This window comes from Acidobacteriota bacterium (assembly GCA_016713675.1).
In the GTDB taxonomy this organism is placed as follows: Bacteria; Acidobacteriota; Blastocatellia; order Pyrinomonadales; family Pyrinomonadaceae; genus OLB17.
This window is the reverse complement of sequence record JADJOS010000005.1, coordinates 57,616-83,376: the sequence shown is the minus strand read 5'-3', so window position 1 is coordinate 83,376 and position 25,761 is coordinate 57,616. Positions and strand designations below refer to the sequence as shown.

26 protein-coding genes are annotated in these 25,761 nt (G+C 50.4%); 16 read left to right on the top strand and 10 right to left on the bottom strand.

The genetic code is table 11. The features are described from left to right. The first annotated feature begins 84 nt into the window (after positions 1 to 84). From IPK01_17190 to IPK01_17180, 3 genes are all read left to right on the top strand, one after another. A complete protein-coding gene (locus IPK01_17190) occupies positions 85 to 294 on the top strand; it encodes a hypothetical protein (protein MBK7935168.1) in 210 nt (69 codons plus the stop codon). 207 nt (positions 295 to 501) lie between these two features. Then, positions 502 to 1,110: a phosphatidylserine decarboxylase family protein gene (locus IPK01_17185; protein MBK7935167.1), complete on the top strand. Its 609-nt coding sequence runs from the start codon at positions 502 to 504 to the stop codon at positions 1,108 to 1,110. Positions 1,111 to 1,178: 68 nt separating this feature from the next. Beyond that, on the top strand, positions 1,179 to 2,048 hold the full coding sequence (locus IPK01_17180) for a CDP-alcohol phosphatidyltransferase family protein (protein ID MBK7935166.1): 870 nt from the start codon (positions 1,179 to 1,181) through the stop codon (positions 2,046 to 2,048). On the opposite strand, the gene IPK01_17175 is transcribed toward IPK01_17180, so the two are convergent. Beyond that, positions 2,014 to 3,381 (bottom strand): O-antigen ligase family protein, encoded by a 1,368-nt coding sequence (locus IPK01_17175; protein MBK7935165.1) that lies wholly within the window; start codon positions 3,379 to 3,381, stop codon positions 2,014 to 2,016. The two genes, IPK01_17180 and IPK01_17175, sit on opposite strands and share 35 nt — an antisense overlap. 4 nt (positions 3,382 to 3,385) lie before the next feature. Then, a complete protein-coding gene (locus IPK01_17170; GenBank protein ID MBK7935164.1) occupies positions 3,386 to 4,621 on the bottom strand; it encodes a carbohydrate binding domain-containing protein in 1,236 nt (411 codons plus the stop codon). Between the two features lie 201 nt (positions 4,622 to 4,822). On the opposite strand from IPK01_17170, the gene nth reads away from it, so the two are divergent. Further along, complete coding sequence (nth, locus tag IPK01_17165) at positions 4,823 to 5,470, top strand: endonuclease III (protein ID MBK7935163.1); 648 nt, start codon at positions 4,823 to 4,825, stop codon at positions 5,468 to 5,470. Here nth and IPK01_17160 read toward each other — a convergent pair. Together IPK01_17160 and IPK01_17155 are read right to left on the bottom strand one after the other, a co-directional pair. Beyond that, entirely contained in the window at positions 5,467 to 6,672 is a 1,206-nt protein-coding gene (locus tag IPK01_17160) for an alpha/beta hydrolase (protein MBK7935162.1), read from the bottom strand. The two genes, nth and IPK01_17160, sit on opposite strands and share 4 nt — an antisense overlap. 114 nt (positions 6,673 to 6,786) lie before the next feature. Next, a complete protein-coding gene (locus IPK01_17155; protein ID MBK7935161.1) occupies positions 6,787 to 7,149 on the bottom strand; it encodes a winged helix-turn-helix transcriptional regulator in 363 nt (120 codons plus the stop codon). 120 nt (positions 7,150 to 7,269) lie between these two features. Between IPK01_17155 and IPK01_17150 the strand changes: the two genes are divergently transcribed. From IPK01_17150 to IPK01_17135, 4 genes are all read left to right on the top strand, one after another. Then, positions 7,270 to 7,743 carry a VOC family protein gene (locus IPK01_17150; GenBank protein MBK7935160.1) on the top strand — a complete coding sequence of 158 codons (474 nt, stop codon included), beginning with the start codon at positions 7,270 to 7,272 and terminating at the stop codon, positions 7,741 to 7,743. A gap of 119 nt (positions 7,744 to 7,862) precedes the next feature. Beyond that, positions 7,863 to 8,051, top strand: coding sequence for a hypothetical protein (locus tag IPK01_17145; GenBank protein MBK7935159.1), 189 nt, complete (start codon positions 7,863 to 7,865; stop codon positions 8,049 to 8,051). A 3-nt stretch (positions 8,052 to 8,054) separates the two neighbouring features. Continuing rightward, the gene (arsB, locus tag IPK01_17140) at positions 8,055 to 9,119 is read left to right on the top strand and encodes an ACR3 family arsenite efflux transporter (protein MBK7935158.1); all 1,065 of its coding nucleotides are present in this window, start codon (positions 8,055 to 8,057) and stop codon (positions 9,117 to 9,119) included. Next, complete coding sequence (locus IPK01_17135) at positions 9,116 to 9,538, top strand: arsenate reductase ArsC (GenBank protein ID MBK7935157.1); 423 nt, start codon at positions 9,116 to 9,118, stop codon at positions 9,536 to 9,538. The genes arsB and IPK01_17135 overlap by 4 nt, the downstream gene beginning before the upstream one ends. Before the next feature lie 3 nt (positions 9,539 to 9,541). Here IPK01_17135 and IPK01_17130 read toward each other — a convergent pair whose 3' ends face one another. From IPK01_17130 to IPK01_17110, 5 genes are all read right to left on the bottom strand, one after another. Beyond that, positions 9,542 to 9,904: a hypothetical protein gene (locus IPK01_17130; GenBank protein ID MBK7935156.1), complete on the bottom strand. Its 363-nt coding sequence runs from the start codon at positions 9,902 to 9,904 to the stop codon at positions 9,542 to 9,544. Between the two features lie 237 nt (positions 9,905 to 10,141). Continuing rightward, positions 10,142 to 11,812, bottom strand: a complete 1,671-nt coding sequence (locus tag IPK01_17125; protein ID MBK7935155.1) for a M20/M25/M40 family metallo-hydrolase — start codon at positions 11,810 to 11,812, stop codon at positions 10,142 to 10,144. A gap of 152 nt (positions 11,813 to 11,964) precedes the next feature. Then, positions 11,965 to 12,885, bottom strand: a complete 921-nt coding sequence (locus tag IPK01_17120; protein MBK7935154.1) for a hypothetical protein — start codon at positions 12,883 to 12,885, stop codon at positions 11,965 to 11,967. A 48-nt stretch (positions 12,886 to 12,933) separates the two neighbouring features. Then, positions 12,934 to 13,638, bottom strand: a complete 705-nt coding sequence (locus tag IPK01_17115; GenBank protein ID MBK7935153.1) for a hypothetical protein — start codon at positions 13,636 to 13,638, stop codon at positions 12,934 to 12,936. 55 nt (positions 13,639 to 13,693) lie between these two features. Next, on the bottom strand, positions 13,694 to 14,116 hold the full coding sequence (locus IPK01_17110) for a prepilin-type N-terminal cleavage/methylation domain-containing protein (GenBank protein ID MBK7935152.1): 423 nt from the start codon (positions 14,114 to 14,116) through the stop codon (positions 13,694 to 13,696). Positions 14,117 to 14,437: 321 nt separating this feature from the next. On the opposite strand from IPK01_17110, the gene speA reads away from it, so the two are divergent. From speA to IPK01_17070, 8 genes are all read left to right on the top strand, one after another. Further along, positions 14,438 to 16,369 carry a biosynthetic arginine decarboxylase gene (gene speA, locus IPK01_17105; GenBank protein MBK7935151.1) on the top strand — a complete coding sequence of 644 codons (1,932 nt, stop codon included), beginning with the start codon at positions 14,438 to 14,440 and terminating at the stop codon, positions 16,367 to 16,369. 37 nt (positions 16,370 to 16,406) lie between these two features. Further along, positions 16,407 to 17,468: a deoxyhypusine synthase family protein gene (locus tag IPK01_17100; GenBank protein MBK7935150.1), complete on the top strand. Its 1,062-nt coding sequence runs from the start codon at positions 16,407 to 16,409 to the stop codon at positions 17,466 to 17,468. Positions 17,469 to 17,499: 31 nt separating this feature from the next. Next, complete coding sequence (speB, locus tag IPK01_17095; protein ID MBK7935149.1) at positions 17,500 to 18,411, top strand: agmatinase; 912 nt, start codon at positions 17,500 to 17,502, stop codon at positions 18,409 to 18,411. 119 nt (positions 18,412 to 18,530) lie between these two features. Beyond that, a complete protein-coding gene (locus IPK01_17090) occupies positions 18,531 to 20,033 on the top strand; it encodes a Do family serine endopeptidase (protein MBK7935148.1) in 1,503 nt (500 codons plus the stop codon). Between the two features lie 121 nt (positions 20,034 to 20,154). Further along, entirely contained in the window at positions 20,155 to 20,661 is a 507-nt protein-coding gene (locus IPK01_17085; protein ID MBK7935147.1) for a hypothetical protein, read from the top strand. A 561-nt stretch (positions 20,662 to 21,222) separates the two neighbouring features. Beyond that, a complete protein-coding gene (locus tag IPK01_17080; GenBank protein MBK7935146.1) occupies positions 21,223 to 21,798 on the top strand; it encodes a type IV toxin-antitoxin system AbiEi family antitoxin domain-containing protein in 576 nt (191 codons plus the stop codon). Positions 21,799 to 22,032: 234 nt separating this feature from the next. Beyond that, positions 22,033 to 22,383, top strand: coding sequence for a helix-turn-helix domain-containing protein (locus IPK01_17075; protein ID MBK7935145.1), 351 nt, complete (start codon positions 22,033 to 22,035; stop codon positions 22,381 to 22,383). After that, the gene (locus IPK01_17070; protein ID MBK7935144.1) at positions 22,380 to 23,681 is read left to right on the top strand and encodes a type II toxin-antitoxin system HipA family toxin; all 1,302 of its coding nucleotides are present in this window, start codon (positions 22,380 to 22,382) and stop codon (positions 23,679 to 23,681) included. The genes IPK01_17075 and IPK01_17070 overlap by 4 nt, the downstream gene beginning before the upstream one ends. Positions 23,682 to 24,086: 405 nt before the next feature. Here IPK01_17070 and IPK01_17065 read toward each other — a convergent pair whose 3' ends face one another. Continuing rightward, positions 24,087 to 25,541, bottom strand: coding sequence for a hypothetical protein (locus IPK01_17065; GenBank protein MBK7935143.1), 1,455 nt, complete (start codon positions 25,539 to 25,541; stop codon positions 24,087 to 24,089). Positions 25,542 to 25,761 lie beyond the last annotated feature (220 nt).

Sequence of the window (25,761 nt, the reverse complement as noted above, 5' to 3'; positions counted from 1 at the left end):
GCTCCCGCGGCTTTTTGGTTTTTGTAAATAGTGGAACAAAATCGTTGGCGGGCGTATTACTATTGTGGAGGCACTTTGAGTGATATGAGAGAACCTTTACTGGCAGGCATACTTAGTTTACTGATTCCCGGGATCGGTCAGATATATAACGGAAGAATTATTATCGGAATAATCTGGCTGGTGCTGACCGGTGTTTCGTGGATCGGCAGCGTTGGTGTTTTGGGATGGGTCGTCCATCTGTTCGCCGGCTGGTGTGCTTATAGCTATGCAAAGGATAATCCCATAAGAGCCTAAGGTTTCTTCATACGATCCTCCTCTTTAGCCCGGTGTTTTTGCGACGCCGGGCCTTTTTATTGCGGTAAGCGATTAGCTATAAGCGATAAGCGATGAGCTGGAGGCTTTCGATAAATTTGCTGAGATTGTGTAGTATAAAGCATTACATTGCTTCAGGCTTTGCTGCTTATTGCCTATCGCTTATCGCTTTTCCGCTGATCGCTTTCTATGGTTAAAGAAGGATTACCTTTTGTGCTGGTTCCGCTGTTTGCTGCGGTGGGGTTTGCTTTGTTTTCGTTGTGGATACCGATCGTTCCTTTAGTGGCGGTCGCTCTGTTCATGATGTATTTCTTCCGCGACCCGAAGCGCAACATCCCGACCGAGCCGAATATCGTCGTTTCCGCAGCCGACGGGCGTGTCACACGGATCGACGAAACTGCGGACGGCAAGGTCGTCAGCGTGTTCCTCTCGCCGATCGACGTTCACATCAACCGCTCGCCTATCGCGGGCACGATTACGAAACTCACCTACACTCCGGGCAAGAAAATGCCGGCCACAAACGACAAGGCAAGCTTTGAGAACGAACGCAACACGCTCCTCATCGAGGGCGACGGCGTGACCGTTTCGTGCACGCAGATCGCCGGAATATTGGCGCGTCGCATTGTCTGTTGGCCAAAGGAAGGTGATAAACTTGGACGCGGCGAAAAATTTGGATTGATCAAGTTCAGTTCTCGCACCGATCTGCTGATGCCCGCCGATACCGAGATCATGGTCAAGGTCGGCGACCGCGTGGTCGGCGGAGAAACGGTGATAGGAAAGTTAACAGTGAATAGGTAATAGTAAGCAGTGAAAGATCTATTTCTTAAATTTTTCATTGTTAGTTGTTAGTTATTCACTGAATTCGTATGGACGACGAAAACGACAACAGACCTCCGCATCGGGGGCTAAAGAAAGGGCTATACGTCATTCCGACGCTGTTTACGGCGGCAAATGTGGCTATGGGCTTTTTGGCCGTGATGATGTCGATCCGCGGCTATCACGCTTCGTTTGGCGATCTCGAATCGGCTGCTCATTATTTCAATATGGCGGCGTTGGCGATCGGACTCGCGATCTTGTTCGATACGATCGACGGACGGGTTGCCCGTGCGACCAGGACAGCCACCGAGATCGGCGTTCAGTTTGATTCGCTGGCAGATGTGCTCACATTCGGCATTGCACCTACCGCGCTTGTTTACGCATGGTCATTCGGCGGCGTATACACCGAAAACAGCCTCTCGCACAACGTCGGCATGTTTCTGCTGTTCGCTTATCTGATGTGCGGTGCGTTTCGGCTTGCGAGATTCAACTTGCAGGCAACCAGGCCCGTCAAGCTCGAGGAAGGTGCGACCAAGGTAGATAAAAAGAACTTTGTCGGCCTGCCGATACCTCCGGCCGGCGGCTTGCTCGCCTCGATCATCCACTTTGCTCCAATGCCGCTCAGTTCGTACGGCGAGGTGTCCGGCCAATATTACGGCTATGCTCTAATGGCCCTGATCGCCGTCCTTGGCGTTTTAATGGTCAGCAAGATCCGCTACTCGAGCATGAAAACCGCCGGTGCCGGCCCGCAGGGCATCTTGCTTGTGGTCTTGTTCGCCGGGCTGGCAATGTTCGTATATCTTTATTCCCAGTACGCATTGCTTGCCATTTCGGGCGTATACGTCGTGCACGGACTGGTCTGGTGGGCATTCAGGGCTCTGACCGTCAAACCCGCGAGCGGCGATTCGAAAACGGCTTGACCACCGCCTTGGATCGGTGATGGCGCCGGCCATCATCTTCTTCATGTTCGTCGTCATCATATTCCCGTCCTGCCGCTACCAACAGCCCGATCAAAATTACGAACAACAACGATATCGCGGTCGTGTGCAGCACGAAATCAAAGATACTATGCACCAGAATTGCGAATATGCCGCCCGCCGCTCCGACAGCGACACCCCTTCGAAAAGTATTTCTTGTTCTAACGTTCTTTTTTCCCGTGCGGAACAACAAGAATAGGAACCATGCTCCGATCGCAACTCCGACGAGCCCCATATCGGCAATTACCTGCAAATAATCATTGTGCGCCTGCTCGACTCGTTCAAGCCCACTGAAATCGTCATGCGGCGTGTATGCCTGGCCAAACGCCCCTAACCCAGCACCAAACGGCAAATTGCTCTTGATCACGTTCAGCGTGATCGCCCAGATGTGCGTGCGGTTCGTTGTAACGTCTTTTGACGCGGCTGTTTCAGCGATCCTCGTCAGTGAAGATTCACCACCGACGAACATCGTTCCGGCCACAACCGCAGCAACAAGCCCGATGGAAAGTGCCGCCCGGATCGCTATCTTTTTCGCACCTCGTGCCTTTGTCGTTAGAATTATGATCAGGAAGACCGCCGACAATGTTGCTACGAGCCCCCCGCGGGAACCGCTTAGCAAAAGTGCAACTCCCATCAATGCGATCGCTGTCACGTAAAGGAGCTTCTTGTCCCGACTAACGCTCCCTGAAAGCAAAAGTCCGAGTGGTAATGCGATGGTCATTTCCATGAATGCGGCAAAATTGTGGCGACTCACGAACGTCCCGAACGGATACGCCCCGAAACGCTCATATATGCCAAAGATCTTTCCCGGGCTCAAGAACGACTGCAAAATTGCGAAGAAGGCGAAAGCAAAACCAAAGACTGCGATAACGGTGACCAGTTTACCGATCCGCTTTGCGCTGTTTAGGCTGGAGAGCACGATCGAAAGCAGGAAACCGAATGCCAAATAATGAAACGCAGTCATCTCCGTTTCAAATGGAGCCAGCGATATCGTCCGAGGTATTCCTTGTATACCCCCGATCGCGGGTGACGTGCCGAAAGGCACGATCTGAACGAATCCGTAGATCGCCGTTGCGTAGATCGGCATCTGTATCAAACTGCGGCTGACCGCTAATTCGCGGCTTAAAAAACTATCAACGGCCCACAAAACCATCATCAACGCAACAACGAAATAGAAAAGTGCGATCGTCGGCTGATGAACGGTGCCGTAAAGCATCGTTGCGACGATCATGATCGTACAAATGAGGAAGAAGATCGATTTGTTTGCTAACGTCATATGATCAGTTGTTCAACGAGAAATCGTCGTACCAGATCGTTCCCACCATCGGACAATTGTCGCCGCAATACACACGTGAGGTCCGCACCACGATCCCCGTGCAGTTATCGGGTGTCGAAAATGCAACTTCAAACTCCTGCCAATCATTCGTACCGGAGGGAAAAGGCTTTGAGTTGACTAATATCTTATCGTCATTCGCGTTAACGATCTCGACCTGCGGAAGGCCTCCGCTCTTGAGTCCCTCTGTCCTCACCCAAAAACGCAGCCTGTAGTTTTTGCCGGGCGAGACAATGACCGTCTGAAATACGTTGTAAAGTTCCGCTTTTGCATAACCGCGAAATGAAAATCGCAGACTTCGAGAACCGGTGCGTTTTACACTGCCATCGGCTCCGACATCGAGTTTCCCTTCGGACCGGTTCAACCGCCAGCCAAAAAATGTCTCATCGATATTGGTTATAGCGCCTTCAAAGCCGCCGTTCGAGATCGTATTTGGCTGAGTTTCCGAATCTATCCCAACCTGACGGGCAAACTCTAGAGATTCCGGAAAAAAACGCTTATCGTACAAACCTTGGGCCATTACCTTTGTAATATTTGGATAGATCGCCTTTTCCGCGTCAGTGAGCCGGTTCCAAATCCGGACCGAATCCGACGCACGGCCTCGCGCAGCGTAGAACAACGCTAACTCGGCATAGACCTCAGGCTGGTCTGCTGCGATCGATTCGACTTTTTCCGGATCTTTGTCAAAATATTCCCAAGCTAACGAAAATGCCTGTTCCCTGTAGACATGGTTGTTTCGGGTTGCTCCCTTCAAGGCGGCGAAAGCTTCGTCAATACGGTTCTGACGGAGGTAGAAATTACCCATTTGCCACTTTACAAAGGCATACTCCGGGGCTATCTCATGTGCTCTTTTCAACGCCCCCTCGGCCTCGGCGGGGCGTTCGGCTTGTTCGTAGGATCTTGCAAGTTCGATCCACCATCTATAATCGTTTGGAGAAAGCCTAACAGACAATTCGAATAGCTTAACGGCTGATTCTGTTCGTTCAACTGAGAATATATTTTTTTCCAGCGAAGCCTGAAGCCAAGCCCCTCGCGGATCGGACGGTGACATACCCCTGGCAACCGAGACGATCTGGTCGGCGTTCGGATCTGCCGCCGAAGTCAGGTCAGCCAGCATGCTGCCGATCTGACGTCGCGTCGCGACCCAGGCAAACAGTAATGCCGCAATTAGAGCTACGCCCAAAAAAAGGCGAACTAGCTGAGATCTCGAACTAATGCGGAATAGGTCATTGGCCATAAGTCAGTATTTAGGAGATAGTATGATTCGGCAGAAAAAACAAAGGCCGCCTGCTTGTTCCTGCTCGTTCGTTTATGTTCTGACGCATATCTTACATAAACCGCGACGTGTTTGCATTTTTGGACTTTCTTTTTTAGCCTTTGCGGTATGAACGACGATAAGCAGCGTGCCGCTGAAATCATAAGGCGTCTGAAAAAGGCCTATCCTAATGCCCATTGTGCGTTGAACCACTCTTCTCCTTTTGAGCTGCTGATCGCTACGATTCTTTCGGCTCAATGCACCGATGTTCGAGTTAATATCGTCACCGCGGATCTGTTCCGGAAGTACCGGGGACCGGCGGATTTTCTGAAGGTTTCCCAGCACGAACTGGAAAAGGACATTCATTCTACCGGTTTTTTTCGCAATAAGGCCAAGAACATTCAGGCTGCATGCCAGAGGATTATCGAGGAATACGGCGGCGAGGTTCCCAAGGATATGGACAGCTTGCTTACGCTCGGCGGCGTTGCTCGCAAAACGGCAAATGTCGTCTTGGGAAATGCTTTCGGTATAGCGTCCGGTGTCGTCGTCGATACACATGTCGGACGCCTCTCACGCCGGCTCGGCCTTACCGAAAACGAGAACGCCGAGAAGGTCGAACGCGATCTCGCTCAACTCATCCCGAAAAAGCATTGGGTGATGTTCCCTCACTGGATGATCCACCACGGTCGCCAGATCTGTGACGCCCGAAAGCCTAAATGCGAGGAGTGTGTCCTTAAGGATATTTGTCCTTCAATGGCCGTATCCGCTGCCGGTTAGTCTGCGATGATCGGGACTCTCGCGGTATTGGAATATCTTCCCGACGCCGACTTGACTTGAATTGAGACCTCCCCATTCGGCGCGATTCTCCCGACCGGTCCCCGCACGACTAGTTCCCCGTTAGCCTCCAGCGAACCGCGTCTTCGAATGCCATTGAGTAGAACCTCGCTGTCAATGGCGATATTTGATCCAGCTATAACGATCCGGTGATGCGACCCGATCGAACCGGCTCTAAAATGCCCGATCTCGTTTGTCTTACGATAGATCTTTACCGAATTTATCATCGGATTTACCGACTGACGCAACCTCGTTTCAAAAAATGAATCGACAATGGCAAGATTTGCGGCCGCAGAAAATTGAGGTCCGCCATGCCCGGCTCCGGTTATCAGATCGATCGAATGATCAAGCGAAAGTGCCTGCAGAAGTGATCGAAAGATCTGGCTCTGCCCTGTTGGCACCGTGCAATCGACAGTTCCGTGCTGTATCAGGAACGGAGGATCGTCAGTTGTGGCATAAGTCATCGGGTTTGCCCGTTGGACCGCCGTCGGGCACGTTTGTATTTGACATCCCACCAGCATGGATTCAGGCGAAGTTGCGCTGTTGTGATTGCTGCCGCCGCAGCCCTGAGCGATCGCCTGACTATCCATTTGCAAAAAATCCGTCGGGCCGTACCAATCCACCACGGCCTGTACTCGCGACGAAAACTGCAGTTCGCTGCCGAGGGTGCCTTCCAGGTCAACGACGTCATTGGATGTTCCCAATAAAGATGCCAAATGGCCGCCTGCCGAACTGCCCCAAACTCCGATCCTGGTCGGATCGATATTATAAAGAGCGGCGTTGGCCCTTAGCCATCGAATCGCAGCTTTGCAGTCGTGGATCTGCGCCGGAAAAGTCGCTTCGCCGCTGAGTCGGTAATTTAGGCTCGCCATGGCGTAACCATTTTGGGCGTATCGCAATTGGAAAGCACTCTGTCCCAATGACTTGTCGCCCGAAGTCCAACCTCCTCCGTGTATCCACACAATCAGCGGGGTCGGAGAATTAGCACCGTCAGGAACGTACAGGTCGAGGCGTTGAGTAGTCGAGCCGTTTGGGACGTATTGAATATCTGTTAGTCGGGTATATGTGCCCTGCGAATAGGCCGCGGCCGAAAGAAAAAGCGAAACGACCAAGAACCAGTCAAATCGCCACCTCGTTAAATTCATTTCCAAACTCCAAACTCATTGAAATAAGCGTGTACCTTTCATTCAAGTATTTGGACGCGGGCTTGCGGCGAAAAGTCTAACGAACTGCGGTACGGTTCTGAAAACTCATGATCTTTACCTTGTTATCTGGACCCTCGGCGGACAGCAGACGCGGAATAGGTTCTCAGCATCCGATCGCATTTGCGGGTCAGCGGTGATCATTTTGAGTGTTGAAGCAAACAGTTCGGCTGCCTGTTTGTCCTCGGGCTCCGTGATCTTGTAGTGTATCCATTTTCCTTCGCGTCGAGACGCGACGAGGCCGGCCCGTTTTAGGTATGCAAGGTGGCGTGATATTTTGGGATTGTTGGTACCAAGAGCTTCGGCAAAGAAGCAAACGCATACTTCACCGTCGCGCATCAGGTTGAGAAGACGAAGCCTCGTACGGTCGGAAAGTGCTGCGAAAAATAGTTCAAGATCAAATGCCTTCCCTGCTTTCATAAAAAAATTATATCACATATCATTTATGGCTTGACATAAATGTAAATTGGGATTATCGTTGTAACACAATTATGGCTATCCATAATTGATATTAACGCAGGGAGAGAAATCATGAATAACATCAACACCTTAAAAGCGCATCTCGCACTGAACGTGACCGACGTCGAAGCCAGCATCGAATTTTACAAAAAGATGCTCGACCTCGAACCAAGCAAGGTCCGTACGGGCTACGCTAAGTTCGACATTCAAAATCCGCCGCTCAATCTGACGCTCAATCAGAATGCGTTTGCCGGCAAGGGTTCCCTTTCGCATCTTGGAATACAGGTAGCGTCAACCGAAGACGTTCTCGCGTTGCGTGACAAATGGATCGAGCGCGGACTGGTGCCCCGCGAAGAGATGCAGACCACCTGCTGCTATGCGGTTCAGGACAAAGCTTGGGTCCACGATCCGGACGGCAATGAATGGGAAGCATTCGTTGTTCTGCAGGATAACCTGCCGGAAGGAATGGGCAAGAGCGACGACGCGACGTGCTGCGTTCCAACATTTGTCGGTATCGGAGGCAAGGAAAAAGAAGCCGCCTCGGCCTGCTGCTGAATCTGTTTAACGTCTGCGGCGTTCGCGAGCCTGAATTTCGACGAACGCCGCATTCGTTACTGCCATAAATTATTTAAAGCGATATCTCGCAACGCCTACAATTGTTATCAATTGCTATTATGATCAGACGAATATCAACATTTGAAGAGAAACGATGCCAGGTTCGTTGTGCCGATGAACACGGAAGGCCGGCGGACAATAACATTTTCGAGCGCGAATGGGAAGTTTTTGTCGCGAAGTACGACCGCGACAGCGGCAAATACATCACGCTAACCTACTGCTGCGAAGATGCGATAGGCGATCAATAAGTTATGTCAGCAAATAATTGCAATCCGACGGCGAGACTTTCGTTTCTCGATCGATTTCTAACGCTTTGGATCTTTCTGGCGATGTTTCTTGGCGTCATGACGGGTTATTTGTATCCGGGTGTCGAGGGCGTCGTAAATCGATTTAACGTCGGAACCACCAACATCCCGATCGCCGTCGGCCTAATACTGATGATGTATCCGCCGCTCGCCAAGGTCAGATACGAGAATCTCGGCGAGGTATTTCGCGACACTAAGATATTAGGCCTTTCGCTCGTCCAGAATTGGGTGATCGGGCCGATACTGATGTTCGCTTTGGCGATCATATTCCTTCGCGACTATCCTGAATACATGGTCGGCCTGATCATGATCGGTCTTGCACGATGCATAGCAATGGTCATCGTCTGGAACGAGCTAGCCAAAGGCGACAGTGAATACGCCGCCGGACTCGTGGCATTTAACAGCGTGTTCCAAGTCCTGTTCTACAGCGTTTACGCATGGGTATTCGTGACGGTGCTTCCGCCCTACTTTGGTCTCGAAAGCACTGTCGTGAACATTAGCATTTGGGAAATTGCTCAGAGCGTATTCATCTATCTTGGAATTCCCTTTCTAGCCGGAATGCTCACTCGCTTCTTATTCGTCAGGGCGAAAGGTAAGGATTGGTACCACGACGTCTTCATTCCCAGGATAAGTCCGCTGACGCTGGTGGCGTTGCTGTTTACGATCTTTGTGATGTTCAGTCTCAAAGGCAATCTGATCGTGCAATTGCCGCTGGACGTAGTGCGGATCGCGATCCCGCTGTTGATCTATTTTGTAGTGATGTTTCTGGTCAGTTTCTATATGGGGCGGAAGGTCGGTGCCGATTACTCTAAGACCGCAACGCTGTCATTCACCGCTGCCAGCAATAACTTTGAGCTGGCCATCGCAGTGGCGGTCGCCGTCTTCGGAATTAACTCCGGAGCAGCTTTAGCAGCGGTGATCGGTCCGCTGGTCGAGGTTCCCGTGCTGATCGGACTCGTCAGTGTCGCACTCTATTTTCAGCGGAAATACTTCCCTTCCGAACAAGAATGAACAAGAAAAAGGTCCTCATCCTATGCACCGGCAACTCAGCCCGAAGCCAAATGGCCGAGGGACTTTTGCGGCACATCGCGGGCGATAGGTTCGAAGTCGAAAGTGCCGGCACGTTTGCAAGTTTCGTCCGCCCACAGGCGATCGCCGCGATGGCTGATATCGGGATCGACATTTCAGGCCACCAGTCAAAATGCCTGGACGAGTTTCTCAATACCGAGTTCGATCACATCATCACCGTCTGTGACAATGCCAACGAATCATGCCCAGTTTTTCCCGGCAACGCAAAACGCATTCACTGGAGTTTCGACGATCCGGCCGAGGCAGTTGGTGAAGAATTTGAGGTCGCCGCCGTATTTAGGCGAGTTAGAGATGAGATAAAGGAAAAGCTAGAAAGATTTGCGAAGCAGCCGGACATTTGAGCGTTAGTCTTCGAGCAGCCATTTGAGAGCCTCGTCCTGTGAGGCAGTCACCAGGAAATCCGCCCCGCGATTGACCGCGGCCATTTCGCCGAGCTTTGTGATCTGATCGGCCGGCATGATCCAAACGACCTTCATTTCCCCGGCAAAGACCTCCGCGACCTTCTGCCCGCCCTGAAAGCGATCCGCCTCGGTCAGAATTCCCTCGATCTCCGACGAATCGATCATGATGCGATCGCGATCAGCGGCCTCAGCCTCGGCCTTGACGCGGCCGATAAAGCCGAACAGCTCATCTAGCGCAAATTCGCCGCGGGTCGTCACACGCAGAAAGCCCGTTTCTACCACAAATTCTTCGCTGAATTTATACATTGATCAACCTTTCATCCTCGACGTCCAAGATCTCAAACTCGAGCGGATCACGCGGCGGCAAGTTAGGATGAGGAAGCCGCCAAAGTTGAATTCACAGTTCGAAGACGGTACGAACACGCTCGAACTTCAAGCAAGATTATCAGAGCATCGAACAGCCGTCAATATCCGGGCAGTTCCGCACAAAAAAGGCGAGGTGCATGTCGCAACTCGCCTTTCCAGTCCAAAACCACGAACGCCCTACGGCCTTGGAGCCGGTTGGGCCGGCATTTCGCCTGCCTTGAACCGCGGCAGCATTTCTTCGCTCATGGCGAGTGTATAGACGGCAGCAGCAAAGATGATCGCCGACGATTTCGCATCACTTTCGATGATGCGTTCGTAGGTATCGAGATTGGTGTGCCATGTCACGTTAAAATACTCGATCGGATCCTGTTGGGTCCCGATTCCGGGCAAACCAGCCTGGTTGAACGACGTGCTGTCCGTTCCGCCGAGCGAACGGCTCTTCGATGCCAGCACGCCCGCAAAACCAAGGTCCGCAAACGGAGCCAACGCCTCGCGAAGCACCGTCGCGGCCTCAGGCGGCCCAAAGATGCTCAAGCCCCTCGCGCGTCCTGTGCCGCTATCGATATTGAAATAGCCGTTGAACTTGCTGAATTTATCGGTCGGATTCTCGGCCGTGCCGAAATGCTGTTTGACATACGCCTGCGAACCCAACAGTCCCTGCTCCTCGCCGCCCCAACACGCAACGCGGATGGTTCGTCGAGGCTTAACGCCGATCGCCTTCAGGATGCGTGCGGCTTCCATCATCGTTGCACAGCCGACGGCGTTGTCGGTCGCACCGGTCGCCGAATGCCACGAATCGAGGTGCCCGCCGAGCATCACGACCTCGTCCTTTTTGTCCGAGCCCCAGATCTCGCCGATCAAGTTGTAGCTGGTCACACCTGACGGTATCGTTCGCGTCTGGATGTCAAATTCGAGCTTTACCGGCGTTCCATTGGCCATCAAACGGCAAATGCGGCCGTAGTCCTCGTTTCGCATCACCACGGTCGGCACTACCTTTGAGACGTCGAATGTGCGGTTATTGAATGCTCTGACAGCACCGCGATCGAGCTGAGATTCATTTATGCGGACCAGAACATTATTGTCGAGCAAAAATTTATCGAGCTGTTCGCCGATCTGCATACCCGTCAGGGCGTTCGGCTTTGGTGCGACTGCCGCACCCATACCTGCACCACGTCCGCCGGGGCCGCCGGGGCCGCCGGGACCGCCGGCCGGAACCGGTGTCGTCGGGTCAAAACGCTTCTTGGCATCCTCGTCTTTGAGGCGTTTCGGGTTCGGATCACGCGACTGGTCGATGAACGAAGGCTTGCCGACCAGCACGATCTTGCCCGTTACCGAAGCCTTGATCTTTTCAAAATATGCCGTTAGCTCTTCCTGCGTCGGGTTTTGCATCACCTGCGGATTTTCCGCCGCCGGAAATGTCGGCAATACGATGTTTACCGCATCAGCCGCGACCGGCCCCTTGGTCCCGGGCGTCCACGCCAGCACCTCAAAGGTCAGCGTGTCCGGCTGCGGCTTGAGCATCAGCCCCGTATTCCTGACGATCGCCCAGCCCGGATGCCCAAATTCCCATGGCTCGAGCGTCGAGTTATCAAACCCCCACGACTGCATCTCACGAGCTCCCCATTTCGCCGCATTTACATAATTGTCGCTGCCCGTCAGCCGCGGCCCGTAAACATCCGAAAAATAATGCATCACCCGCATTATCTTCGAGTTCTCCGTTCCCTCTTTTCGAATAGCAGCGTAAACCTCGGCAGTCTTTGCATCCTGCGCAAAGATCGAGGCGGGCATTATTAACAACTGAAGCAGCATAAGGGCCGCTGCAATTCGAATAGTTTTGTTCTTCATCATAGTTTTGTCGTGTGTCCTTTACAGCACAGTGGATAGTGAAACTGTTTTATACTGTATCACCGACCAGAATGTTTCGAAAAGTGAGCACATGCCAAGCAAGAAAGCCCGTTAGCTTGCAGCTAACGGGCTAAAATTTGTAATCGGTGTCTTAACTATTGACCAACAAGTTCCAGACGAGAAGACGATGCGTATCCGACGGTCTTTCCTGTCGAATTCATAATGTTGACCTGATGCCATTCCTTAGTTGCTCCGTACTGATAGATATTCTTCAACAGTTCGAGCTGCTTTTCTTTCGTCATCGTTTCCCATGACGGCATCATCATGACATATAGCGTATCACCGCTGATCTTTGCGATCTTGATGTCGTCGCGAAAAGCGGTGTCCTTAGGATCGAAGCGTGTTACACCGGAGGCCGTAGGCGGTTCGGCGATAAAGAAATTAGCCCAGACATAGAGCCCGGCAGATGCAAGTATGATCACGAGACTCACAGCCAATAGCCATCTATCTACGCCGAGTTTGTCGATCGGCAGTTTGCGCTTCCGCTTTGGCTTTGCCACCGCGATCTCTTTTGCCGGCTCTTCGGCCTTCGCTGCCGGAGTTTCAATTACGACTTCAGGCTGGTGCTTCTGCGGAGCTTCTTTGGGCTCAGCCTTGACGGGTTCCTGCGAACGTTCGCGAAGCAGTTCGACAAGTTCGAGTGTCCGGCCGGTCGCCTGTGATACTTCCTGATCGTCGATAAACGAATATCTGTCGTGGACCATCGCCGCATTCGACTTCTGACGCTCACGAGCTATCAATTCGACATACGCGTTTCCGATGCGGATATTGCATTCGATCGCGGCGGCAGTGACCTTTGGAGCGTAAAACAACTCGGTAATACTCTCTTTGAATAATCGAAGCCGGTTGAAGAAATCACTCTTGATCAGCTCATCAAACTCGGTTGCCTTTTCAGCCTCGGCGGTAAGGTCTTCGAAGCTGAGAGCCGTCAGCAGCACATTCGATTCGTTTTCGTCATCCGAATGAAGCGACAGGCTCGACCAATCGGCATAAAGCGTCTTGATGTGCCCGAGCATTTCGACCTTGTTAAACAGCAGCTTTCTAAGCTGTTCGTCTGTCGGTCGCTAAAATAGTCTTGTAATTATAAAGTCGAACTTGGAGCGAACACCCTCAGAATATGGGAGGTTGCGATAGAACCGGGCCAGCGAAAGCATTGCCTGCGAGCTAAGCATCGGGCGACAATTCTCGCAATACCGGCGAAGGTTCGCAACCGAGATCTCGTGGTCTCGCTCGGCAAGCGCGGAGCACCACGATTCGGTCTCATGCATCAGTCGAAACTCGGCCTCTTTGTGCTCGTTGGTCGAGACATCGTCGGCGACCTTTAGAAACAGGTTCAGCGCCTTTTTGGCCTCGAAATCGTCGTATGTTCGCGGCACGACCTTCATGTGCTCGCGTTCAACAGACGTAAGCACGTGTTCGACCATTTGAAGGCTCGCGACCTCACCTACGGCTCGCTTTTTGAAAAACTCTCGCTCGGACGATGGGCGTCGTATTTCGACGGTCTCATCGTTTCCCTGAAGCTGCATGTCGGAATCGGCAGGCACCGCCATGGCAACCGGAGTATTCTCATACTCTGACTCCGGAGCTTTTTGTTCGCCCATAGCCGGTTCCGATGCCGCTGCCGGAGGAACGTCGATAGGGATATCTGTGATATTTGCCGGTTCAGCGTGTACCGTCGCGGCCGACTCATTGCGAGCCGCATCCATGACGGTGTCTTCGAGAAGATTCTCTTCTTTCAGTTCGATGACCAAGTCTTCGAATACATTCATCGTTACTACCTTTTTTCGGAGGGATTTGACGGAGGGAACGTGGGAGTAAAATGCTCTAGGGTAGGATCTGCCGGATCTCGCCGGTTTGATTTATTTCGTATTTGTAGACAACACCTTCACCCGTAACGTTACGTGTCGCAGTGATCGTATAGCCCTGCCGCAGCTCGACATCGGTCGGTGCTGCCGGAGCCATTTCAAAGACAAATTTGCCATGGACGATCGTGTCGCCCGACACCGTGCCGAGACTATTTGACATCAGTGTATTAAGCTCACTCAACCGCGCGAAACGGCTATTTTGTGTAAAAAAGCTTAGCTGTGTCGTTGTGATCGATCGCATCGATGCAAATGTGTTGCCATTCTCTGCAGCCCTAATTCCCTTCTGCAATGCCGGTACCGCGAGTGCGGCTACGATACCGATAATCACAACAACCACCAGTAACTCAATTAGAGAAAATCCTTCTTCTTTGCCTTTCTTCATTGCTCGAACCTCACTATTATTGCCAACTAGAGAGAAATGTGACATTTTTTGGCACCGCTTCTTGACAAACTACGTCATCTTTTAGGCCATATTCGCCACGTTTTTCCAGTTTCATGTGATTTTTACTATATCTCTCATCTGTGCCCTTTTACCCGAGCCCTAATAATGCAAGCAGTATGCCAAGCGGTCTAAAAGATTAAAGAGGAAAGGACAAACATTTTAACGCGTTGCCTTTTGAATCTGGTAAGATTTTTATTAAGCTTTATGTTTTTGTCGAGAAACTCGCGATTCTCGATGTTCGCAATTCAGGAGTAACCAAATTTGAGCGCTGTTATTGATCAGACAATTGAAACTTACGGAATAGACAATTGGGGAGCCGACTATTTTGGTGTGAACCGTAAAGGAAACTTAGTCGTTAAGGCACCTGAAAACGAGACGTTGACAGCCGATGTAAAGGTCATTATCGACGATCTTAGAAAGCGTGGAGTAAATACCCCAATACTCCTTCGGTTCCCTCAGTTGATCTTTGGCCAGATACGGAAACTCCAAACCGCATTCCGCAAGTCGATAAAAGAGTTTGAGTACGAAGGCGGCCATTTATGCGTTTTTCCGATGAAGGTCAATCAGAACCGTGCTGTCATTGAGGAATATCTGCGCGAAGGTTCTCGCTATAATTTTGGCTTGGAAGCTGGATCAAAAGCGGAACTATACGCTGCACTTGGGCTTGAGCAATCCAAAGACAGCCTTTTGGTGCTCAACGGTTTCAAAGATCGCGATTTTATTAAGCTTGCATTTGCTGGTGCCGCAGCCGGAAAGAACGTCGTGATCGTCATCGAAAAGATGAGCGAACTCGACCACACTCTTGCGTTAGCTGAGGAATCGGCGAAAGAAAATAAGAATATACCGCTTCCCACGATCGGGGTTCGAGTGAAACTCTATTCAAAAGGCTCAGGCAAATGGGAAAAATCGGGCGGCGAAGCAGCAAAATTTGGCCTAACGACAACTGAGATCCTCGAAGTTATTCGACGTCTGCAGGAGGCTGGAAGGATCGACATGCTCAGTTTGCTGCATTTTCATATCGGATCGCAACTCACTGACATCAAGCGCATTAAAAACGCAATGAAGGAGGCCGCTCGAACCTATGCAAAGATCAGCAAAATGGGCATTCCGATCCAATACTTGGACGTCGGCGGCGGTATGGCTGTCGATTATGATGGTTCCCGAACGTCGTTCGAATCATCAGCAAATTATAACGCCCGCGAATTTGCCAATGACGTGATCTACGTCATCAAAACGATCTGCGACGACGAGAATGTTCCGCATCCGACGATCATCCAGGAATCAGGTCGCTACCTCTCCGCGTATCACGCGATCCTAGTAACAAATATTCAGGACGAGATCGAGACAGTCGTCGAAGATCTGATTCCGATGACGATCGCCGTCGACGATCCGGAAGTAGTGAAAGAACTTCACGATCTTCGTGAAACGATCAACGGTAAAAATTATCGCGAATATTATCACGATGCCCTCGAGCACCGAGAAGAACTGTTTACGATGTTTAACCTCGGATTGATCACGCTTGAGGCTAAAGGTATGGGCGAGGTTCTTTTCTGGGATATTTGTGAAAAGGCTGATGAATACGCCCAATTGAAAAAGTATGTCTCCGAGGAATTCGATGATCTGAGAAGGTTGATGTGCGTCAAGTATCTCGCAAATTTCTCGGTTTTCCGCTCAATGCCGGACAATTGGGCACTCGAACAACTTTTTCCTATCATCCCAATACATAAACTCAACAAAAAGCCCACAGAATATGCTACGCTTTGTGATATAACCTGCGATTCCGATGGTATTGTGGACAAGTTCGTCGATTTGCATGACATTAAGCCAGTATTGGAATTGCACAAATTGGTTAAAGGGGAGCCCTACTATCTCGCAATGATGCTGGTAGGCGCTTACCAGGAAGTTATGGGGAATAACCATAATTTGTTTGGCGTTCCGCACGAAGCTCATATTTTTATCGGCGAAGACGGTTACATTATCAAAAAGGTCATTTACGGCGCGACACTGGGCGATTCGCTCGCAACAGTGCGGTTTGATGCCGTTCAGTTGCATGACACGTATCGGCGAATGGTGTTGCAGCGAGTTAAGAGTGGCGATCTCTCGTCAAACGAGGGCAGCCAATTGATCGAGTATTACGAAAATCAGGTTGACAGTTATACATACCTGACGCCAAACGGATCAAATGGCAATTAATATCTTAGATATCAGTTAGTTTATACGCGGAGAAATTATGGTAGCTCAAAAGAAAACAAAGTCTTCTAAATTTTTGACGGTTCCGACGCGGCCTGTTCCGATCGATCGCGATCGCTCGGTCGCCGGACTGCTCGAGAAAATGGAAGGTGCAGGATTTGGTGCAAAACAACTGGCGGAAGCACACCGCATTTGGCTCGATATGCTCGATGACAATTCGACCATATATCTATGCGGCTCAGGAAACTTGATTACATCGGGAATGCGTCGTTTGCTCGCATATGTGATAAAGAACCGATTTGTTGATGTTATCGTCGTGAGCGGAACAGTGATATACAACGATATTCACGAAATTCTCGGCCGTAATCACTATCAGGCTCATCCGAGCATGAGCGACGAAGATCTCGACGCTTCGGACGTTATGCGCATCGGCGATGTACTGGCAAATAACGAAGAATATCAAGAAGCGGACGAATGGATAGGGAGCGTGATCAACCAACTCGATCTGACACGCTCATATTCGATACGTGAGTTTCTGCACCTGATGGGGCGCGAATTGTCCGAGATCGCACACGAAGACGGTATTCTTACATCGGCTTACAAAGCAAGAATCCCTGTTTATTGTCCGGATTTGCCGGGATCGGAGATCGCAATTGGTATCGCCCGTGCTAAGTTTGAAAAAAAGATAAATATATCGTTCGACTTGACGCAAGATACGATGGAAATGATGCAGATCGCTCAAAAAACGCGAAATTCTGGCATCATTTCACTAGGAAGCACAAACAGCCAGAAAATGGCCAATGTCGCTGAAATATCGTCGTACATTACGCGAACAAACGTTCGCGGTCACAAATACGCGATATCGATCTCAACCGATTCGGCACCGCTCGACATTCGCACACCTTCTTACGGTGGAAATCACATATCTCAATTTGGCAAATTGCTCCGCGGAGCAACGACGGCGTACGTGCCGTGCGATCCGTCCATTGCCCTTCCGATGATCATAACTGCATTGTCGCAGACCGCTGCAAAGTTTATGAAGGGTCGAAAGCGGCCTAGTTTTAGCTTTGCGGGACGCGATCTTGGCATCGATGTTCCATAAACTTTGGTTTCCGGCTTTCGCGGAATAATATATGTCTGAATCAGAGACCTTACCGATGAATTTCGGCGGTATCGACGACGAGAATTACTCGAAACTCGATACCGCCGAGGTTTTAATATTGCCTGTATCATACGAAGGTACTGTCAGTTACGGCACCGGCACCGGAGCCGGTGCGATGGCAATCATTGATGCTTCGCGCAATATGGAATTGTATGAAGAAGAGACCGATTCTGAAGTTTACAAGATCGGTATACACACTTTGCCAGAATTTACTTCGCGCGAAACGCCTGAATTAATGATGTCAGAGCTCTACAGTTACACGAAGAAACTGCTCGAACTCAACAAATTCATCTGTATGCTCGGCGGTGAACATTCTGTGTCGGCACCGATAATCAAGGCTCACAACGAAAAATACGAAAATCTGAGCGTCATCCAGATCGACGCACACGCGGATCTTCGAGATACCTATGACGGAACGCCGCACTCGCACGCATCGATTATGGCTCGAGTGGTCAAGGATTTGCGAATTCCGGCCGTTCAAGTTGGAATCCGTTCGATCTCCGGCGAAGAAGCTCGTTCACTAAGCGAAGGTTTACCAACGAAGATCTTCTGGGCACGAGACATTGCCGGCAGGACCGACTGGATCGATGAGGCCATCGAAGGGCTAAGTGAAAACGTCTATTTGACCATCGATATCGATGGACTCGACCCAAGTATTGTGCCGACGACCGGTACGCCGGAGCCCGGCGGATTGGGTTGGTACGAAACATTAACTCTCATACGCAAACTTGCTGAAAAGAAACGAGTTGTGGGCATGGACCTCGTAGAGTATTCATATTTTGAGAACTATGATTCGCCTGCGTTCCTTTGCTCAAAACTAGTTTACAAATCGCTCGCATATATCTTTGATGGCAAGACGCCTAAGGTAATGGTGGCAGGCTGATACAATTTAAGATTTGCCGAACTTGTGGTGGCTGTTTGTCGTAAAATATCTAATACTCGAAAGGTTCGGCCCCGAATCTTGCAGGATCATCTTAATTACTGTTTTTTGGAGAGATTTCGATGTTCAACAAAAAAATTTTATTGTTTGCATTAGTCGCTTTTTCGTTGATCATATCGTCGTGCAAGACAAATCTGCTTGGCGGTGAGGCCCCGATCAACGCTCAGCCCTCCGTGCCTGCGGCTCCTGTCGTTGTTGACGGCATGCGCACCTCCTATGCTGATGTTGTGGACAGAACTTCGCCGGCAGTCGTCCGAATCGAGGCCGAAAATAAGGAAAAGGCGCAGCAGCAGATGGCAATCCCAAACAGCCCGTTCGGTGAAGATTTCTTTCGGCAATTTCCTCAACAGCAGCCCAGACAGAATCAACGCCCACAAATCGAACGAGGCCTCGGCTCTGGCGTAATTGTGAGCTCGGACGGCACGATCCTAACGAATAACCATGTCGTAGACGGAGCTGAAAAGATCACTGTTCTCATGTCGGATAACAAATCGTTTGAAGCCAAGATCGTTGGCACTGATGCTCCGAGCGACCTTGCCGTTTTAAAGATAGAGGGGCAGAACCTGCCGTTCCTTACTCTTGGCAACTCCGACACAATCCGCGTCGGTGACATCGTACTTGCGATCGGAAATCCGCTCGGTATCGGGCAAACTGTGACGGCCGGTATTATTTCAGCCAAAGGCCGACGCACCGGCCTGAGCGACGGTAGTTTCGAAGATTTTCTACAGACCGACGCTCCGATCAATCGGGGAAATTCCGGCGGGGCTCTCGTTAATCTGAACGGCGAATTGATCGGCATCAATTCACAGATCCTTTCGCCGGGCGGTGCTAGCGGCGGAAATATCGGTATCGGCTTTTCTATTCCGTCGAATATGGCGAAATCGGTAATGGATCAACTCATTAAAGATGGAAGGGTCCGGCGCGGCATGTTAGGCGTTAACATTCAAAATATTACCGACGAGATCTCCAAAGCCTTAGACTTGACCGAGCGTGCGGGCGTACTGGTCAGCAACGTCAAAGCTGGAAGTGCTGCAGATAAAGCCGGATTGAAGCGAAATGACATAATTACAGGAATAAATGGCGAAAAGATCGAAGATAGTAATGTTCTCCGCAACAAGGTCGCAGGCACCCTTCCCGGTACGGAGATCAAGATAACCGTTCAGCGTGATGGAAAGGAACAGGAATTTGTTGCAACACTGGACGAATTTGATACTAAGATGGACAAACCCGGCGAAACCGGCACAGAACCTAATGCTGAAGGCCCAGTTGGAAAGGACCAGGGCGGCAAGCTCGGATTAAGCCTGCAGCCAGTGACGCCGCAAGTCGCGAAGCAGCTCGGCCTTGAATCAGACTCGGAAGGCCTGGTCGTCACAGACCTCGACCCGAGCGGACCGTCAGCCGAAGCTGGAATCGCCCGGGGTGATGTAATACTCGAAATAAACCGGAAGCCGGTCAATTCTGTGTCGGATGTTAAAGCTATGCTGGATGCCGCCGTCAACAAGCCATTGCTGCTGCTTGTTTCAAGACGCGGTCAGACAATATATCTGACCATTAAACCGAATTAAGTAACAATTGATGATAATTGTGGGGCGGATACAGGCGATATGATTCTCCGATCATTTTGCCTGTATTGGAATCTCAAATTGACTTTGTAATCCGGCGGTTTCTCTGTTATAAAATTCCGGTATGTGGAAAAAACTATTTCTGGCCATTTTAGGCATTTCATCGGCCGTAATGGCCTTTTTTACATACTATTCATGGAGTTGGCTTAATAGCGTTGGGAGGCCCGCAGACGCGGTGTCAGGATACGAGTACCATTCCGGCCTTGCATGTACCGTTATCGCTGTCTCCGGCGTCGTATTGATCGCTCTTGCGAATGGCGTATTATGGGCAACGCAGCGGGCTTGGGCTATCTGGGTGACGTTCACTTACGTAGCATTTTTCCTAATAGTGAGATATTTCTGGCTCGGGGAGATTTTCTTTCGGTTCAACTCCGATAATGGTTTAACAAACAGTAACTACTCATTTGGTCCGGTTTTTGGTGTGATATTGATTCTTATTTGCGGCGTGATGGCATTTGCAAATCAATTCATCTCGGTCAGGCTCTATCAAAAGATGTACCAGGCGAGCAGTGCCACGAGCAGCGAGCCTGAGCCAATGACTAACGACGGAAAAGTGGGCGGCGAAGAATAAGATCTTAATATCTAATCGAAAAGAGCTCGCGGCCCAATCAAACCGCGAGCTCTTTCTATATGGTCGGGACGACAAGATTTGAACTTGCGACCTCTCGCACCCCAACCAACCTGAGGGTTAATCGCAAGTTCTCACAATCGCTCAAAACCAATCAAAATCGGCAACTTGCTTGTCGCTTATAAGCTTTAAGTAGGTATGCGTCGGGAAAAGTGCAACCATCTTGCAACCAACTTACCAAGATTATTCCCCACTTAGAACGTCGATAAATAACACTGGCGAGAACAACAAAATAACACATTCTGATCGAAAATAAACACTAATTTTTCTGTTTAGTGTTTTGCGACATTTTCGGGAAACAAATGTGACGAAACCCCATCTCCTTAGTCATTCTGGCTTATTAACACACCAATAAATTGGTATCCGGTTTTCACTACTTTTGCCCCTCTCGCCTACCGCTCTTTTATATATTTGCGCGATGTTATCTGAACTGCCAACCTTTCTCAGATTGGTGCATCGCGACATTATTCATTGACAAATGTCACTTTGCACCACAATACTTTAATGGTGGGTAAGGATCAGGTACTAAAGTTAAAAAAACTTGGGGTCTTTACACTGGCTCAGGGCAAGGCTGCGGGAATTAGTCAGCAAGACATATCCAGGCTTGTCGCTGCAAAGGACCTCGTTCGTCTTGATCGTGGAATCTACCTTCATCCGAAGACGTCGCTCGATAAAGATGTAGGATTCCAGATCGCATATTCAAAGTTTGGGCCCGGTTCAGCAATCGGTGGTCTTTCAGCTCTATATCATTACAACCTTGCCGAGCAGGTTCCGGGAGAAATATGGATGATGGTCCCTCCGGAGAAAAGAACCCGAGAAAATGGTTATAGACTGATTCGAACAAAAACAAGCCTCGACAAACAGATCATAGATGAAAAGGGCTATCGAATCGTCACCGTCGAAAGGGCGGCACTAGAGGCTCTTAAATTCATCACAAAGGTAGGTGAACGAACAGCCATAAAGGCCGCCAGAGAAGCTCTTGCAACAAGAAGAACTACGGAAGCAAAACTTGCAAAAGCAGCAAGAGAACTTGAGCTTGAATCGGTACTAGCCAAGTATCTGGAGGTCATCGTGCCCTGACCACCAAAGAAAAGACACTTCCAGTTGGCGATCCGGTTTCCACATAATCTCAGTCAGAAACCAGATAGTCGAATATTTGCTACACTTCGCCGAAATTGGCGAGCTGCCTCTAAAATCGGTCCTAACTCGTTATTAATGACGATATCATACTCCTGAAGATGCGTTGCACTTTACTCGCCATATTTGCCGATATATATTGACATTACCATAGTTACTCGCCATAATTGCCGTATTATGAGATTCGACACAAACACGACCGATCAAGCGATACTTAAAGAAATCGGAGAACGTGTTGCAATGATTCGATTGAATCAGAACTTCACCCAAGCAAATCTTGCGGAGCAAGCGGGCGTGTCTAAGCGAACCGTTGAACGGCTAGAGGCAGGCGAATCGGTACAAGTTACAAGCCTAATTCGGCTCCTGCGCTCATTAGGATTACAGCAGCGCTTAGAAGTCCTTTTCCCAGAACCTGTTTCAAGCCCAATAGCTCAACTGAAACTTCAAGGGAAAAAACGACGACGGGCCTCCTCGAAAGAACTACGAAGCTCGAAAGGGACGGGCTGGAGTTGGGGAGATGAGTCATGACAACGTTGGCTGAGGTCAAGCTGTGGGGACGCACCATCGGGGCTGTTTCGCTTGAGGATCGCAACGATGTGGCTGTCTTTGAGTACACACCAGAGTTCATGAAAAGCGGCATCGAGGTCTCACCGATTGTGATGCCGCTCACTGGATCAATATACGTATTCCCGGAGTTGCCACTAGTGACCTTTCACGGCTTGCCGGGTTTGCTGGCTGATTCGCTACCGGATAAGTTTGGCAACGCACTCATTGATGCTTGGCTCGCAACGCAAGGCCGGTCCGCTGATAGTTTTAATGCGGTGGAAAGGCTCTGCTATACGGGCTCACGCGGTATGGGTGCCCTTGAATTTTTCCCGAGCACGGGCCCAAAGGAGATGGCCTCTCGGAAGATCGAGCTTGACGCTTTAGTCAATCTGGCTTCGGACGTTTTGAACCAACGAAGCAATCTTGATACTAACTTTGACGATCCTGATTCTCTCAGAGATATCCTTCGCGTTGGAACCTCCGCGGGTGGTGCCCGGGCGAAAGCGGTGATCGCGTGGAATCGGAAAACCAATGAAGTTAGGTCTGGGCAAGGAAAAGCCGGCGACGGATTTGAATATTGGTTATTGAAGTTCGACGGAGTCACCGGAAATCGGGACAAAGAACTTGCCGATCCTCAGGGCTATGGAGCAATCGAGTATGCCTACTATCTAATGGCACTCGAGGCAGAAATACAGATGAACGAATGCCGCTTACTCGAAGAAAACGGCAGAAGGCATTTCATGACCAAGCGATTCGACCGTCTCGAGAACGGCGAAAGGCTGCACATGCTTTCATTAAGCGGCCTGGCTCATTTTGACTTCAACAATGCCGGCGCGTATGGCTACGAGCAAGCCATGCTGATCATGCGTCAACTTAAACTCCCGACATCCGCTATTGAGCAGATGTTTCGTCGGATGGCATTTAACATCCTTGCGAGAAATCAGGACGATCATGTCAAGAATATCGCTTTTCTAATGGGCAAAGAGGGCAAATGGTCTCTTGCCCCCGCGTTTGATGTGGCATACAGCTTTAATCCGTCTGGAGTATGGACATCGAGTCACCAGATGACCATGAACGGCAAACGGGATGGTTTTTCGATGAATGATTTTAAGGCATGCGCCGAGGCGGTTTCGCTTAAACGCGGTCGTGCAAAGTCGATCGTCGCTGAGGTCCGAAAGGCAGTTGAAAAATGGTCAGATTTTGCCGATACCGCAAAAGTCACCGAATCGTGGAAAACGCAGATCCAAGAGAATCTGCGTTTGGAGTTGTCGTCAATCTGAACATTATTACTGCCGATCCATCGTTCGGAGTTACAGTTTCTTATTGCTGGCAGTTCACTCACCTCCAGAAGGCCGAAGTTACGTTTGCCTCTAACGAGCGTTCCGGGAACAGGGGCTGGGTTTGATTTCTTCCTCTTTTGTCGAGTTGGCGGTACCAGATGATAAGGGGTTTGACGTGAAATCGTACGAGGGATATGGACCCGGCTCTCGGCTAGTTCGGCAATATCTTTCATATCGTACGATGTTGCCACCGATAATTACTACCCGCTGTCGCTCGCCCCCGGATACCGCCTTAACGGCGCGATAAATGAACCGGACTTCTTCAAGAACCAGTTTTGCTTTGTATTCCCAAATACGTGTGCTTGATCCGCCGGCGAGTATAAAGCCGTCCATAAACTCCTACTATCAGAACGAATACGAGGCTCCGAGATTTACGTGATTTGCATGCTGCGCTCCGCTGAATAGATAAGTCGTGTAAAAGCGACGAAGCTCAAGGGCGATCGAAAATTGTGGAGTCCACTTAAAGATCGCCTCGCCGGCAAATGCCAGATTACGAGTACGCCAGTCGCGACGTGTGACGCTGGTCAGGTCTCGATTTTCAGGGTCGTCAATTCCAATAGTTCCATAAAAAGTCAATCGATCGTTCAGTGTCGGCGGAGTCAAACCGATCTGAGTCCATCCGCCGCGCGTCCTGATCGCACGAACGCCACCGGCGGTCGAAGCGACGCCCTGGCTAAAGGCAAAATCATTGTTGTAACTTTGAAAGACGCCGGCCTGAAAGCCGCCGAGGTTTTTGCCAAAAAACGCTTCCCCGGAGACACCGATTCGTTTTGCAAGCGGAAAATTCCAGTCGGCGGCAACACCGTATGTGTCGATGTCATTTCTAACATTGGCCGCACCCGTAAAGACGCGCGATCTTCCGTAGTGTCCTGAAAATCCTATCGCTCCTGACTTTTTGCTGCCAAGCCAATTTTTCCCGCTGAACGCGATCCGGCTTTGTAGAAATGGAACACGCGATGCCGCTCCCGTCGTCGGCTGGATTAAGAACGCGGCGTTTGTCGCAAAGTCGCCAGTCTGCGGCGCAAGTACGGCTCCTTGCCAGGTTATGTCCGGCGTGACCTTTCTTTCGATTTTGATCTGAGGCAGCCGCGCCCAATTATTTCCCGCTCCGGCCATCTGCGGTATCGCTGCGGCCGCGAGCGAAGTCGGATTAACGGGAGCGAAAACCATCCAGTCCTGTCCAACTGTTACAGAAGTCTTCTCCCAGTCGAGCCTAGCGTTTGCGAGTCGCAACCTGACAACGCCAAAGTTCTCGCCGATCCCGACCGATGGAAAACCGCCGAAGAAATCGGCTTCGAGAATCGCCGAGAGCCGTGCGTTACCAACCTTAGCCCCCTCGACCTTCGCCCCCAAGCGGGTTTGGCGGACGCTCGCACTTACATTTCCGCTACCGGTTGGCGTTGCAAATAGCGGAACATCCGCATTATTAGTTCCGCCACTGTTTCCAAACGCATTGAAGTAGATAGTCCCGTATGGGGTGATGCGCGCGGATCCGACATCGACACCCAGATCTTTTTTCGGTTGAGGAGCTTGTTTTACATCTGTTTTCGCAACATCCGCTGGCCTAGTATCCGGCTTTGCCGGCGAATCGACTGGCTTAGCTGACGCGTTCTTCCCGAGCAACGCCTTCAGCTCAGCCATTTCGCGCCGCATTGTTTCGACCTCACTTTCCAGTTGCTTTACACGAGCACTCATCTCATCTGCCGACGGTGTGCCACCGGGCGTCTGGGCAACGACTGTAAGGCTGAGAATGGACGCTATTGCTGCTATAAGTACGAACTTTAAGAACTTGATATGCATATGAATACCTCTACTGGATCAACTCGGTCGCTCACAATTTTTCCGCGTGTAGTACCACCAATTGAATATATCGTTCACCCGATTGCGGCAGTATGACGCAGATCATGTTTTCTCGCCGTGCAGAGTGAGACCTTTAATGTTGTCGAGCGAGAACCGAAATAGAACTTCGGCCAAGGAGATTGGCAAACGGCACCGCAAGTAGAGTCAAGACCGTAAGTAG

What these genes read in the sequence shown, in the direction of transcription:
- IPK01_17190 (MBK7935168.1), top strand. Translation starts at nt 85, where the DNA reads ATGAGAGAACCTTTACTGGCAGGCATACTTAGTTTACTGATTCCCGGG.
- IPK01_17185 (MBK7935167.1), top strand. Translation starts at nt 502, where the DNA reads ATGGTTAAAGAAGGATTACCTTTTGTGCTGGTTCCGCTGTTTGCTGCG.
- IPK01_17180 (MBK7935166.1), top strand. Translation starts at nt 1,179, where the DNA reads ATGGACGACGAAAACGACAACAGACCTCCGCATCGGGGGCTAAAGAAA.
- IPK01_17175 (MBK7935165.1), bottom strand. Translation starts at nt 3,381, where the DNA reads ATGACGTTAGCAAACAAATCGATCTTCTTCCTCATTTGTACGATCATG.
- nth (MBK7935163.1), top strand. Translation starts at nt 4,823, where the DNA reads ATGAACGACGATAAGCAGCGTGCCGCTGAAATCATAAGGCGTCTGAAA.
- IPK01_17160 (MBK7935162.1), bottom strand. Translation starts at nt 6,672, where the DNA reads ATGAATTTAACGAGGTGGCGATTTGACTGGTTCTTGGTCGTTTCGCTT.
- IPK01_17155 (MBK7935161.1), bottom strand. Translation starts at nt 7,149, where the DNA reads ATGAAAGCAGGGAAGGCATTTGATCTTGAACTATTTTTCGCAGCACTT.
- IPK01_17145 (MBK7935159.1), top strand. Translation starts at nt 7,863, where the DNA reads ATGATCAGACGAATATCAACATTTGAAGAGAAACGATGCCAGGTTCGT.
- arsB (MBK7935158.1), top strand. Translation starts at nt 8,055, where the DNA reads ATGTCAGCAAATAATTGCAATCCGACGGCGAGACTTTCGTTTCTCGAT.
- IPK01_17135 (MBK7935157.1), top strand. Translation starts at nt 9,116, where the DNA reads ATGAACAAGAAAAAGGTCCTCATCCTATGCACCGGCAACTCAGCCCGA.
- IPK01_17130 (MBK7935156.1), bottom strand. Translation starts at nt 9,904, where the DNA reads ATGTATAAATTCAGCGAAGAATTTGTGGTAGAAACGGGCTTTCTGCGT.
- IPK01_17125 (MBK7935155.1), bottom strand. Translation starts at nt 11,812, where the DNA reads ATGATGAAGAACAAAACTATTCGAATTGCAGCGGCCCTTATGCTGCTT.
- IPK01_17120 (MBK7935154.1), bottom strand. Translation starts at nt 12,885, where the DNA reads ATGCTCGGGCACATCAAGACGCTTTATGCCGATTGGTCGAGCCTGTCG.
- IPK01_17115 (MBK7935153.1), bottom strand. Translation starts at nt 13,638, where the DNA reads ATGAATGTATTCGAAGACTTGGTCATCGAACTGAAAGAAGAGAATCTT.
- IPK01_17110 (MBK7935152.1), bottom strand. Translation starts at nt 14,116, where the DNA reads ATGAAGAAAGGCAAAGAAGAAGGATTTTCTCTAATTGAGTTACTGGTG.
- IPK01_17100 (MBK7935150.1), top strand. Translation starts at nt 16,407, where the DNA reads ATGGTAGCTCAAAAGAAAACAAAGTCTTCTAAATTTTTGACGGTTCCG.
- speB (MBK7935149.1), top strand. Translation starts at nt 17,500, where the DNA reads ATGTCTGAATCAGAGACCTTACCGATGAATTTCGGCGGTATCGACGAC.
- IPK01_17090 (MBK7935148.1), top strand. Translation starts at nt 18,531, where the DNA reads ATGTTCAACAAAAAAATTTTATTGTTTGCATTAGTCGCTTTTTCGTTG.
- IPK01_17085 (MBK7935147.1), top strand. Translation starts at nt 20,155, where the DNA reads ATGTGGAAAAAACTATTTCTGGCCATTTTAGGCATTTCATCGGCCGTA.
- IPK01_17080 (MBK7935146.1), top strand. Translation starts at nt 21,223, where the DNA reads ATGGTGGGTAAGGATCAGGTACTAAAGTTAAAAAAACTTGGGGTCTTT.
- IPK01_17075 (MBK7935145.1), top strand. Translation starts at nt 22,033, where the DNA reads ATGAGATTCGACACAAACACGACCGATCAAGCGATACTTAAAGAAATC.
- IPK01_17070 (MBK7935144.1), top strand. Translation starts at nt 22,380, where the DNA reads ATGACAACGTTGGCTGAGGTCAAGCTGTGGGGACGCACCATCGGGGCT.
- IPK01_17065 (MBK7935143.1), bottom strand. Translation starts at nt 25,541, where the DNA reads ATGCATATCAAGTTCTTAAAGTTCGTACTTATAGCAGCAATAGCGTCC.